The sequence below is a fragment of the Phytopseudomonas daroniae genome (genome assembly GCF_004327285.1).
In the GTDB taxonomy this organism is placed as follows: domain Bacteria; phylum Pseudomonadota; class Gammaproteobacteria; order Pseudomonadales; family Pseudomonadaceae; genus Aquipseudomonas; species Aquipseudomonas daroniae.
In genome coordinates, this window is record NZ_QJUI01000044.1 from 1 (window position 1) to 11,774 (window position 11,774).

The window sequence follows — 11,774 nt, forward strand, 5'->3', positions numbered from 1 at the left end:
TGAAACCCATCGGAAATTGATGGGTTTCACCCATCCTACGGGCTGTAGAACGTAGCCTGGATTAGCCGCAGGCGTAATCCGGGGCCGAAGGCCGTGATCCATGGTTCAACGCGGGTCACCGACCGGCCGCTATCGCTTTAAAGCACCCCACGTGGCTCGCGAACAGCGCCTTAGAACGTCACGCCGGCGATCAGCGCAATGTTGCTGTAAGGCCGGCATTCGCCGGTACGAATCTGCACCCGGGCCCTGGCACAGGCAGCCTTGAGTTCGTCATGGCTGACCAGCTGCCGCTCTCCCAACTCGCCAGCGGTGTGCAGCGCCTCTATCGCCTCGAACGCCAGTGGGGCCACCTCCAGTGTTTCCCGGGCCAGCAGATGGCCCTGCACCTGCATCTCGCTCAGCACCACCCGCAGGGTGGTGACGAAGTCCGGCACGCCGGCAGTCAGGGCCAGGTCGATGCACGGCGTACCCGGCGGCACCGGCATGCCGGCATCGCCGATGACGATGATGTCGCCATGCCCGAGCCGGGCGATGGCGGCGGAAAGCGCAGCGTTGAGCAAGGGCGTCTTCTTCATGCGGGCAACTCGTGGCGATAAGGAATTGAAGGCTGTGCGCCGGGCCGGGTAACGGCCAGTGCAGCAGCTTGCTGGCCCAGGTCGATGGCTGATTCCAGCGTCTGCCCGGCAGCCAGCGCGGCGGCGAAACCGCCGACGAAGGTATCGCCAGCGGCGGTGCTGTCCACCGCCACTACCGGGGCCACGGCGAAATGCGCGTGACGCTCGGCATCGGCGTAGAGCACGCCCTGAGAACCCAGGGTGATCAGCACACGGCGAGCGCCGACCTGCAGCAACCGTTGCGCAGCGTGCAGGGCCGACTCGGGTGAGTCCACCGGCAAGCCGGTGAGCGCCGCGGCCTCGCTTTCATTGGGGATCAGATAATCGGCCAGCCCATACCAGTGCGCCGGCAGTGGCCCACTGGCGGGCGCCGGGTTGAGGATAACCGTGCAGCCGGCCTCGCGGCCACGGATCATGGCCGCCTCGACGGTGGCTTGCGGCACCTCCAATTGCACCACCAGTACCTGGGCGGCAGCCAGCAGCGCCGCCTGCGCATCGAGGTGAGCGGGCATCAGGGCGCCATTGCCACCGGCGACGATGACAATCGCGTTCTGTCCGGCGTCATCCACCAGAATCGAGGCGATTCCCGTCGGCACGCCCTCGATCTCGCTGACCGCCGTGCAATCGATACCTTCCACGAGCAGCGCGGTACGCAAGCGTGCGCCGTAGGCATCGGCACCGACGCAGCCGATCATCGCCACCTGCGCGCCGAGGCGTGCCGCAGCGACCGCCTGATTGGCGCCCTTGCCGCCCGCAGCCGTGGCGAAGTCATGCCCGGCCAGGGTTTCGCCGCCTCGGGGCAGGCGCGGCGCACGCAAAATCAAATCCATGTTCAAGCTACCCACTACCACCAGATTGCCTTGCATCTGTTCCTGCTCCTCAGGACGCTGATGCGCCCACTGGGTAATTTCAGCCGCCCGCAACGGCGGTGGACTCGCGCACCATCAGGGTCGGTTCGAGCAGCCATTGTTCGGGTTCGAGTTCCGGCGTGCGCACCCGCTGCAGCAAGCGCTCGGCAGCGCGCTCGCCAAGCTGGCCGATGTGCTGGCCAACGGTGGTCAGAGCCGGGTGCAGATAGCGGCTCACTTCGATGTCGTCGAAACCCACCAGTGACAGCTCCTGGGGCACCCGCACACCACGCTCCGCAGCAGCGCGTAGCACGCCGAGGGCAATCATGTCGTTACCGGCGAAAATCGCCGTCGGCCGCGCCTCACCGCTCAGCAGGCCAAGCGCAGCGGCGTGCCCCGCCGGGCTGGTGAAGGCGCAGTGGGTCGGCTCGCCAGCTGGCAAGCCTGACTCGGCCAGAGCCCGTTGATAACCCGCCACCCGCAACTGCGCCACCTGGGTATCCACAGGCCCGGCGATGCAGGCGATGCGCCGATGGCCGAGCTCGAGCAGATGCCGGGTCGCCAGGTAACCGCCCTTCTCATGGTCGATCTGCAGGCGATCCGCACTGACCCCGTCGAGGGACCGGTCGACCAGCATCAGCGGCAGCCGTACCGCTGCCAGGGCCTGGGCGAAGGCGGCATCGCGGGTCACGGTGGCGACGATCAGGCCATCGATACGGCGCTCCAGCAGCACCCGCAGGTAGCGCAACTGCTTGGCACCGTCGTCGTCGGAATTGCACAGGATCACGCTATAGCCGTTGCGCTCGGCGTGATCCTCGATGCCCCGTGCCAATTCGGCGAAATAAGGGTTGCTGGCGTTCGGTACCAGCAGCCCGAGGGTGCCGGTGGCACGAGCTCTCAGCGACCGCGCCACCCCACTGGGCACATAGCCCAGTTCGGCGATGGCCGCCTCGACCTTGCTGCGCACCGTGTCGCTAACCGGGCGCGTGCCATTCACCACGTGGGAAACCGTGGTGTAGGAAATACCGGCGCGTGCGGCGACGTCCTTGATGGTGGCCATGAACGATCAGGCCCTACGCTTGGCGCGATAGCTGCGGTAGGTGTCGAGGATCACCGCGACCACGATCACCGCACCGGTGATGATCCGTTTGGTTGGCTCGCTGGCGCCGATCTGCGCCAGACCAGCGGCCAGCACGGAAATGATCAGCACACCAAAAAAGGTGCTGATCACCGAACCACGGCCGCCCATCAGGCTGGTGCCACCGATCACCACGGCGGCGATCACCTGCAGCTCCAGGCCGGAACCGGCATTCGGGTCGGCCGCCTCCAGGCGCGAAATCTGGAACAGTGCCGCCAGCCCGGCGAGCAGGCCCATCAGCGCGAACACCGAGACCTTGTAGGGTTTCGGGTTGATGCCGGCCAGGCGCACCGCCTCTTCGTTGGTGCCGATGGCCACCAGATAGCGGCCGAACACGCTGCGCGTCAGCAGCAGGTGCGCCGCGAGGATCACCAGCAGCGCGATGACGAACGACGGCGAGATACCTGCAGCGAACGGCGTCGACAGCCAGGCGTAGGCGTCGCCGATATAAGCGGTGCGCGAGTCGGTGAGCTGGTAGGCCAGGCCGCGGGCCATCTCCAGCACGCCGAGAGAGACGATGAACGACGGAATGCCCCAGGCCACGGTGATGAGCCCGGTCACGCTGCCCGCCAACGCCGCGCAGGCCATGCCCAGCAGCGCGGCGGGCACGATGCCCCAGCCGAAGCCAAGCGTCGCCACGCTGACCACGGCCGCCGCCAGCGCCAGCACCGAACCCACCGACAGGTCGATGCCGCCGATGATCAGGATCAGCGTCATGCCCACCGCCAATACCATCAGATCAGGGATCTGGTTGGCCAGTGTGGTGAAGGTGGCATAGGAAAGAAAATGGCTGCTCAACGAAGAAAACAGCACGATCATCGCCAGCAGCGCGCCGGCCAGACCCAGGTAGGTGCCCAGGCCCTGATGGGTACCACTGCGCTTGGCAGGCGTGGCGGATGGGGTGGTCATTGGCAAAGCTCCTGTAACGGGGGGGCGACCTCGCCGAGCATGGCTTCGCGGCTGCGGTAGCCGGCGAACGCGGCAGCCAGCAGGCGATCCTGACTCCAGTCATCGCGGTCGAATGTTTCGATGAGGCGGCCGGCAGACAGCACGCCGATACGGTCGCAGATCAGCATCAGCTCGCGCAGGTCGCTGGACACCACCACGAGCGCCTTGCCCTGCCGCGCCAGTTCGCCGAGCAGGCCGTATATCTCGAACTTGGCACCGACATCGATGCCACGGGTCGGCTCGTCGAACAGCAGCACGCGACAGTCGCGTTCCAGCCAGCGGCCGATGACCACCTTCTGCTGGTTGCCACCGGACAGCTCGACCACCGCCTGATGGGGCCCATTGCAACGAATGCGCATGGCATCGATCTGCCGCTGCGCCAGCGCCTGCTCGGCAGCCGGGCGCATCACACCATGCCTGGAAACGGCCGGCATGTTGCCCAGTGCCAGGTTGGCGGCGATCGGCTGACCAAGCAGCAGGCCTTCGCTCTTGCGGTCTTCGGTGATCAGCGCGATACCGTGCCCCACCGCTTCGGCAGGCGAGCGCACACGCACCGGAACCGGCGGATTGCCGATTGCCACCTGGCCGCTGTCGGCGCGGTCGGCGCCATAGATGAGCCGCAGCAACTCGGTGCGGCCGGCGCCGATCAAGCCGGAAATACCATAGATCTCCCCTGCCCGCACGCTGAAGGAAACGTCGTCGACCTTGCCGCGGCGGCTGAGATTGGCCACCTGCAACAGCGGCGCGCCGATGTTTCGCTCACCCAGGTCGATGGCTTCGCCGACCTCGCGGCCGACCATCAGGGTGACCAGTTCATCGCTGCTGTAACGGTCGATGGGTTCCACCGCCACCAACTGACCGTCGCGCAGCACGGCGACGCGCTGCGCCACCTTCGCCAATTCTTCGAGGCGGTGGGAGATGTACACGATGGCCACGCCCGCGTCGCGCAGCCGCTGGATCTGCTCGAACAGCAGATCCACTTCGCGGGCGGTGAGCATCGCCGTGGGCTCATCGAGAATCAGCACTCGGCAATCGCCGATCAGGTTGCGGGCGATTTCGACCATCTGCTGATGGCCGACGCCCAGAGCGGCTACCGGAGTATCCGGGTCTACCGCTTCCAGGCCGACCTGGGCCATGGCCTGGCGCGCCATCTCGCGCAGGCGACCACGGGAAATCCAACCGCCACGGCTAGGCAGGTTGTCGAGAAACAGGTTCTCGGCAACGGTCAGGGTCGGCAGCAGATTGAGCTCCTGCAACACCATGCGCACGCCGAGGCGCTCGGCCTCGCGGCGACTGGCTGGTGCGTATGGCTGGCCAAGGAAAGTCAGCGAGCCGGTAGTCGGCTGCTCCAACCCACAGAAAATCTTCGACAGGGTGCTCTTGCCGGCGCCGTTCTCGCCGGTCAGCGCCAGCACTTCACCGGCGCGCAGTTCCAGCTCGACCCCGCCCAGCACGGGCTGGACGTAAGTCTTGCCGATATTGCTGGCGGCGAGAACGGTCTCGCCGGCCACTACCGCAGCGGTCACGGTTTGGTCACGAGTTCGACCGGGGTTTCGATTACACCGTCTTTGGCATCGGTGGCTTCGCCCTTGACCAGCTTGAGTGCCGCCTCGATACCGAATACCGCCTGGCGAGCGGCGAACTGGTCGGCAGTGGCGAGCACGCGACCATCCTTGAGCATCGGCTTGATAGCGTTGATGTTGTCGTAACCGACCACCTGCACCTGATCTTTCTTGCCAGCAGCGCGCACGGCGGATACCGCGCCGAGCGCCATGCTGTCATTGCCGGCCAGCAGCGCTTTCAGATCCGGGTATTCGTTGAGCATGGCGGAGGCCACGGCGTTACCACGGTCGATCTCCCAATTGCCCGACTGCACGCCGACGATCTTCATGCCGGCTGCTTCCATCGCATCCTTGAAGCCCGCAGTACGTTGCTGAGCATTGGTGGTGGTGGAAACGCCTTCGATGATGCCGACTTCATCACCCGCCTTGAGTTTGTTCTGAGCCAGGTACTCACCGACCAGGCGCGCGCCCTTGCGGTTGTCCGGACCCACGAACGGCACGTCCAGGCCCTTGCTCTTCACCACTTCGGGGTCGAGGCGGTTGTCGATGTTGACGATCTTGATGCCGGCATCGCTGGCCTTCTTGATCACCGGCACCAGCGCCTTGGAGTCGGCCGGCGCGATCACCAGCGCATCGACCTTGGCAACGATCATCTGCTCGACGATACGAATCTGCGCGGAGGTGTCGGTCTCGTCCTTGATGCCGTTGGCGATCAATTCGAACTGATTCGGATGTTCTTTCTGGTAGTCCTTGGCGCCGTCTTCCATGGTGCGGAAGAACTCGTTGGCGAGGGACTTCATGACCAATGCGACGCGAGGCGTTTCACCTTCGGCGGCATGGGCATTGGAGAGGCTGACGAGAGCGGCGGCACCGAGAGCGATGGCAGCGCAGAGACGGGCAGGACGGAAACCGGACATGGGCGAACTCCGTGATTATTGTCATTTTTATGGGTACGCAAACGTTTGCGTAATGGCAAAGCTATGAAAATGACTAGCTTTTGTCAAACCTATCGACTGTACCGCCCGTCAGGACGTGAGCATGTGCCAGGGATGTGGATTTTCTCTCAACACGTCTCGAAGTTTTTTTCTAATATGGCGCACATTCAGAGCCGCGGTAGCGGGATGAACGGGTTCGCGCAAAATACGCAGCCCAACTCCTCTCTCGAACAAGGAACGTCATCATGTTGAAAAAACTGATTGCCAGCTCTGCCCTTCTTGCCTCGCTGGTACTGACTGGCTGCTCATCCGTGCCCATGGCTCCCGCCGAGCAGGACAGCGCCATGAAGCAATTCACCGCCCCCACTGCGGATAAAGCAGGCCTGTATATCTACCGCAACAGCTTTGCCGGCAAGGCGCTGAAGAAAAGCGTTTCGCTGGACGGCCAGATGCTCGGCGAAACCGCCAACAAGGTGTACTTCTACAAGGAAATCGCCCCCGGCAAACACGTCATTTCCACCGAGTCGGAGTTCAGCGACAACGCCCTCACCTTCCAGGCTGATGGCGGCAAGAACTACTTCGTTCGGCAGTACATCAAGATGGGTGTGTTTGTAGGCGGTGCTGGTGTCGAGATGGTCGATGATGCAATCGGCATGAAAGGCGTCCGTGACTCGAAACTGGCGATCTCCCAGTAAGCCACACGCCCCGGGAGCTACTGGCCAAACCAGTAGCTCCCAGCACCTCAAGGATCTCGAGAACGGCGCAGAGCTGAAAAGCGAAAGCCCCTACAAGTGCTGATGCGCCTGCCGCGAGCGGTCATTCGATGCTGATGCGATACTCGACAGCTCGTCGCTCCTGCTGATTGGGGAACGACGAGAACCTCACCGAATCCTCACCCGCCTTGTCGCCCGCCACATAGACGAAGCGATCCACTTTCGCCACATCACCCTCGACCTGGTACTCGCGCTTGAAGCGTCCCAGTTTCGGCGTACTGCTGCCCAGTTTTTCTACCGGCATCCAGACTTCATTGCGCGTCTTGCGCCCGTCCTCGGTGAGGTGGTCGAGGATCACGCAGCGCTCGCCCGTCTTGACCCGCACAGGAATCACGTAGTTGCCATGGGTTTCATCGCGAACGGCTGCTGCCGTGTCGACCTCGCAGGCAGAGGCCAGGCCACTCGCCAGCAACAGCCCGACCATGCAAAGGGAACGCCCGATCATTTGACCACCACTTCAGTCGCCTCGTAACGCTGCTGCGGTTCGACGATCTGCTCCTGGGCAACCACAAGAGGCAGATCACGGGATCCCTCGGCAGTCTTCTGCACCAGGGCGTACAGCGTAGCGGTGGCCAGTTCCAGCGCCTGGGGCAGCGCATGCCCGGACAACAGACGGGCCAGCAGCGTCGCCGAGAACACATCGCCCATGCCGTTGGGCAGCGGATGCAGCGCCAGGCGCGGGGTGCTCACCAGCCAGGCGCCTTCGCCGTTGACCGCCAGGGTGCCGAGCTGGTCGGCGGAGATATCCGGGGTCGCCAGGCTGGTGATGACCACCACGTCCGGCCCACGACCACGCAACTGACGCGCCGTGCGCACGGCCTCGTCGACGCTGTCGAGCTTGCTGCCGGTCAGCAGTTCGAACTCGAACTGGTTGGGGGTGATGATGTTGGCGCAGGGGATCGCCAGGTTACGCAGGAAATCCGGGATCGCCGCGTTGACGAATACCCCACGCCCCACATCGCCCATCACCGGATCGCAGAGGTAGCGCACGCCCGGATTGTCACGGCGGATCTCGTCCACCGCTTCGAGGATCACCGCACCAATCGCCGCATCGCCCAGGTAGCCGGAGAGCACCGCCGATACCCGCGACAGCACGCCACGATCGCGCAGGCCGGCGAGCACTTCGCGGATGTGCTCGGCATCGAACACCTGGCCGCGAAACTGGCCATAGCCGGTATGGTTGGAGAACTGCACCGTGTGCACCGGCAGCACCTCGAAACCCAGGCGCTGCAGCGGGAACACGGCGGCGTCGTTGCCGACATGGCCAAGAGCGACGTGAGACTGGATGGAGAGAACGAGGGGCACAATGGAGGCGCTCATGGGGACGATGGATTCCTGTCGTGGGCGGCGCGAAGCCAGTGACGGCATTATTCGCCAATTCTCACCATCTCGCACACACACGACCGATCGATCCTCGAGCGCAGCCTCCTGTACAAGCTGCTTCGCAGGATCGAGAAAGCCAGGTCTCCGCGGTGACCGAAGGTCGAGCATAAGCATCTGCCCAACACGCCTTGCAAGGGTCAGCAGCCCCCTGTTGGCGGTGATAGGAATAGGCAATGCTCGAAGACGAACCGGCATGGGTACCCGGGTTTTCGATAGATACCATGGCTACTCATATCCACTTACCTGAGGGCCACCATGAACAGCAGAAAAACCCTATTCATCACGGGGGCGAGCAGCGGCTTCGGCAATGCCCTGGCGCAGGAAGCGCTCGCTGCGGGCCATCGCGTCATAGGTACCGTGCGTAACGAAGCGGCCTTGCAGGCCTTTCAGGCACTCTCGGTGGAGCATGCCCATGGGGTGATCCTGGATGTCACTGACTTCGCCCGTATCGACGGTGCGGTTGCTACCATCGAGGCAACCCACGGCCCCGTCGATGTGCTGGTCAACAACGCCGGCTATGGCCATGAGGGTATCCTCGAGGAGTCGCCACTGGAGGATATGCGTCGCCAGTTCGACGTCAATGTGTTCGGCGCGGTGGCGGTGATCAAGGCTTTTCTGCCTTATTTCCGCAAGCGTCGTGCCGGGCACATCCTCAATATCACCTCCATGGGCGGCACCATCACGATGCCGGGTATCGCCTACTACTGTGGCAGCAAGTTTGCTCTCGAAGGTATCTCCGATACGCTGAGCAAAGAGCTGCAGCCTTTCAACATCTTCGTGACGGCAGTGGCGCCCGGTTCGTTTCGCACCGACTGGGCCGGCCGTTCGATGCAGCGCACGCCACGCAGTATTGCCGACTATGACGCCAGCTTCGATCCGGTGCGCAAGGCGCGTGAAGAAAAGAGCGGCAAACAGCTCGGCAACCCGCAAAAGGCAGCGCAAGCGATGTTGCAGGTCATTGCCAGCCCTACGCCGCCTGCACACTTGCTCCTGGGCAGCGATGCACTGAGCCTGGTGCGTGACAAACTGAGTCGTGCAGCCAGTGAGATCGATCAATGGGAAGCACTGAGCCGTTCGACCGATGGTTGAGCGGCAAGCAGGGGACGTCAATGACTCAGGCCGCTTCACACACCTCGCGCATGGTGCGCTTGATGGAAAAGCTCGCGCCAGCCGAGGGCTACAATCTCAGCGCCCTGGAGGACATCCGTTTTTTGCGTTCGAACCGGCCACTGACCCGCACTCCGGTTTTGTATGACCCCGGTATCGTGATCCTGTGCCAGGGGCGCAAGCGCGGCTATCTCGGGGATGACGTCTACGTTTATGACGCCCAGCACTACCTGGTGGTGTCCGTCCCCGTTCCTTTCACCATGGAGACCGATGCCAGCGAGGCTGAGCCCATGCTGGCGGTCTACATGCGCCTGGACTTGCAGCTGGCCAGCGAGTTGATGCTGCAAGTGGATGAAGCTTTCGGGCCAAGTGACGCTCGGCCCAAGGGCATGTATGCCTCGCCAATGGACGATTTGCTGAGTGCCTCGACGCTGCGTTTTCTTGAGGCGATGAGCAATCCGGTCGACGCGCACATACTCGGGCCGTCGCTGGTTCGGGAAATCTACTACCGCATCCTGACCGGCGAACAGGGTGGCTCGATGCGCGTCGCGCTCGCTCACCAGGGTCACTTCGGCAAGATCACCCGCGCGATCCGCAAGATCCACGGTTGCTACCAGGAGCGCCTGGACGTCGAGTCCCTGGCACAGGAAGCCAGCATGAGCGTGCCCAACTTTCACCTGCACTTTCGCAGCGTGACGAACTCCTCACCGATGCAATACCTGAAGTCGACGCGCTTGCATCAGGCGCGATTACTGATGCTGCGCAATGCCATGAGCGCTTCGACGGCGGCGTTCAATGTAGGCTACGAAAGCGCCTCGCAATTCAGCCGCGAGTTCAAACGCTTATTTGGCCGAACGCCCCATGCGGAGATCGAATGGATGAAGGCGACGTACGCATTGCCTGCGCCGTCCACGCCATCGATGTACGTCTCCTCGCATTAGCGAGAAGACGCCACCCAGGCCAGGCAAACCTTTGCACCCGCTCAAGTCGACCGTCCCTGGGTAGCCGCTCAGGCACAGCTTCAAGGGCGGCGATCATGCTCCTCGCACGTATCCTTCCACGTCGTACCGGCAATCGTGTGCGGCGTCCCTCTTCTCAGGCCTTGGCGATGTCCGGACTCAGCAGCCACTCGGCACTGTCGTTCCAGACATCCATGCGGGTGATCTTGCCGTTGCGCACTTCGAAACGATCCAGATAGCGGTTCCCGGAAAAACTGCGGCCATCCGGCCACTCGCCATACAGCGTGCCGTTGGAGTAGACGACGGTATGCTCGTCGTGCTCGGTCCAGTCGAACTGGCCGAGGGCTTTTTTCACCCAGGCGTAGCGCGCGCCATTGAAGGCGGTGATGTCCTGGGGCGTGGGCATGTGTCGCCCACCGGTGAAGGTGATGCGCACGTCATCGCTCATATAGGTGGCGGCCTTGACCGGATCCGGGGCCATGGATGCAGCTAGAAAATCGCTAACAATCTGTACCGCCTCATTCATAGTACTCATGTCCTGCTCTCCCAATTCATGGATCTTGTCCAGGCACGTTCCGTGCCTGCATGTGGTGCGGCATGCACGCTATTCGTGCACGTTCGACGCGGATAATCCGGGAAAACCGCGGAATAGTCAGTTTGCGCGTTATGGCACCAGGCTTGCTAGCAAATTATATACGAATGCTAGCAATCAGGAGAAAGCTCATGCGCAAACTGTTATCCCCACTCCGCCGCCTGTTGCCATGCGCAGCGGCTGTTGCCAGCCTCGGCATGGCGCTGAGCGCTCCGGCGCATGCAGAGGAGCCGATCAAGGTCGGCCTGGTTGCCGCCCTGTCCGGGCAGTCGGCGAAATCCGGCGAGGCCCTGACACGCGGGCTCACCGTGGCCATCGAAGAGATCAATGCCAACGGCGGCATCCTCGGTCGCCCGGTGCAACTGATTCGCCGCGACGACGAAAGCAACCCGGCCAAAGGCATGCTGGCCGCCCGCGAACTGGCGCAGCGGGAAAAAGTCACCGTGCTCTTCGGCGGCCTCGATACGCCGGTATCCCTGGCCATCGTGCCGTTGGCCAATCAATTGAAAGTGCCGTTCATGGGTGTCTGGGCTGCCGGCACCAAGATCACCGAGAACGGTGCCAAGGATAATTACGTATTCCGCGTGTCGGCGGTGGATGAGCTGGTCGACGAGGCCCTGGTCGAGTACGGCACCAGGCAAGGCATGCAGAAGCCGGGGATGATCCTGATCAACAACCCCTGGGGCGAGTCCAACGAAATCGGCTTCAAGCATGCCCTGGAAAAACGCGGCATGACCTACGCCGGCATCGAGCGTATCGAGGACAGCGACCTCGACGTGGTGCCGCAGCTCACTCGCCTGAAAAACGCCGGCACCGATACCCTGCTGATGGTGGGCAACGTCGGCCCATCGGCGCAGGTGGTCAAGTCCCTCGACCGTATGGGCTGGGACGTGCCGGTGGCTTGCTCTTATACAC

Annotated in this window: 13 protein-coding genes; 4 read left to right on the forward strand and 9 right to left on the reverse strand. The window is 63.2% G+C overall.

Features of this window, described 5'->3' with window-relative positions; all coding sequences use genetic code 11:
* Positions 1-170: 170 nt before the first annotated feature.
* Genes rbsD through DNK06_RS24800 form a run of 6 tightly spaced genes read right to left on the reverse strand, consistent with a single transcriptional unit; the run spans position 171 to position 6,027 of the window.
* Positions 171-575 (reverse strand): D-ribose pyranase, encoded by a 405-nt coding sequence (gene rbsD, locus DNK06_RS24775; RefSeq protein WP_131182627.1) that lies wholly within the window; start codon positions 573-575, stop codon positions 171-173.
* On the reverse strand, positions 572-1,480 hold the full coding sequence (rbsK, locus tag DNK06_RS24780) for a ribokinase (protein WP_131182628.1): 909 nt from the start codon (positions 1,478-1,480) through the stop codon (positions 572-574). Before rbsK ends, rbsD begins: the two co-directional genes overlap by 4 nt.
* Positions 1,481-1,523: 43 nt before the next feature.
* Positions 1,524-2,522 (reverse strand): LacI family DNA-binding transcriptional regulator, encoded by a 999-nt coding sequence (locus DNK06_RS24785; RefSeq protein ID WP_131182629.1) that lies wholly within the window; start codon positions 2,520-2,522, stop codon positions 1,524-1,526.
* Positions 2,523-2,528: 6 nt separating this feature from the next.
* Positions 2,529-3,509: an ABC transporter permease gene (locus DNK06_RS24790; protein ID WP_131182630.1), complete on the reverse strand. Its 981-nt coding sequence runs from the start codon at positions 3,507-3,509 to the stop codon at positions 2,529-2,531.
* A complete protein-coding gene (locus DNK06_RS24795; protein WP_423228080.1) occupies positions 3,506-5,074 on the reverse strand; it encodes a sugar ABC transporter ATP-binding protein in 1,569 nt (522 codons plus the stop codon). The genes DNK06_RS24790 and DNK06_RS24795 overlap by 4 nt, the downstream gene beginning before the upstream one ends.
* Entirely contained in the window at positions 5,071-6,027 is a 957-nt protein-coding gene (locus tag DNK06_RS24800; protein WP_131182631.1) for a sugar ABC transporter substrate-binding protein, read from the reverse strand. The genes DNK06_RS24795 and DNK06_RS24800 overlap by 4 nt, the downstream gene beginning before the upstream one ends.
* Before the next feature lie 263 nt (positions 6,028-6,290).
* Here DNK06_RS24800 and DNK06_RS24805 point away from each other — a divergent pair, with 263 nt between their 5' ends.
* Entirely contained in the window at positions 6,291-6,740 is a 450-nt protein-coding gene (locus DNK06_RS24805) for a DUF2846 domain-containing protein (RefSeq protein ID WP_131182632.1), read from the forward strand.
* Positions 6,741-6,861: 121 nt separating this feature from the next.
* Here DNK06_RS24805 and DNK06_RS24810 read toward each other — a convergent pair whose 3' ends face one another.
* Complete coding sequence (locus DNK06_RS24810; RefSeq protein ID WP_131182633.1) at positions 6,862-7,263, reverse strand: hypothetical protein; 402 nt, start codon at positions 7,261-7,263, stop codon at positions 6,862-6,864.
* Complete coding sequence (gene pdxY / locus DNK06_RS24815; protein ID WP_131182634.1) at positions 7,260-8,138, reverse strand: pyridoxal kinase PdxY; 879 nt, start codon at positions 8,136-8,138, stop codon at positions 7,260-7,262. Before pdxY ends, DNK06_RS24810 begins: the two co-directional genes overlap by 4 nt.
* Positions 8,139-8,456: 318 nt before the next feature.
* On the opposite strand from pdxY, the gene DNK06_RS24820 reads away from it, so the two are divergent.
* Together DNK06_RS24820 and DNK06_RS24825 are read left to right on the forward strand one after the other, a co-directional pair.
* Positions 8,457-9,290 (forward strand): oxidoreductase, encoded by an 834-nt coding sequence (locus DNK06_RS24820; protein ID WP_131182635.1) that lies wholly within the window; start codon positions 8,457-8,459, stop codon positions 9,288-9,290.
* 20 nt (positions 9,291-9,310) lie between these two features.
* Positions 9,311-10,249, forward strand: a complete 939-nt coding sequence (locus tag DNK06_RS24825; protein ID WP_131182638.1) for an AraC family transcriptional regulator — start codon at positions 9,311-9,313, stop codon at positions 10,247-10,249.
* A gap of 154 nt (positions 10,250-10,403) precedes the next feature.
* On the opposite strand, the gene DNK06_RS24830 is transcribed toward DNK06_RS24825, so the two are convergent.
* Complete coding sequence (locus DNK06_RS24830; protein WP_131182636.1) at positions 10,404-10,802, reverse strand: nuclear transport factor 2 family protein; 399 nt, start codon at positions 10,800-10,802, stop codon at positions 10,404-10,406.
* A 188-nt stretch (positions 10,803-10,990) separates the two neighbouring features.
* Between DNK06_RS24830 and DNK06_RS24835 the strand changes: the two genes are divergently transcribed.
* Positions 10,991-11,774: ABC transporter substrate-binding protein (locus DNK06_RS24835; protein WP_165496319.1), on the forward strand; the 784-nt coding region annotated here is incomplete at its 3' end.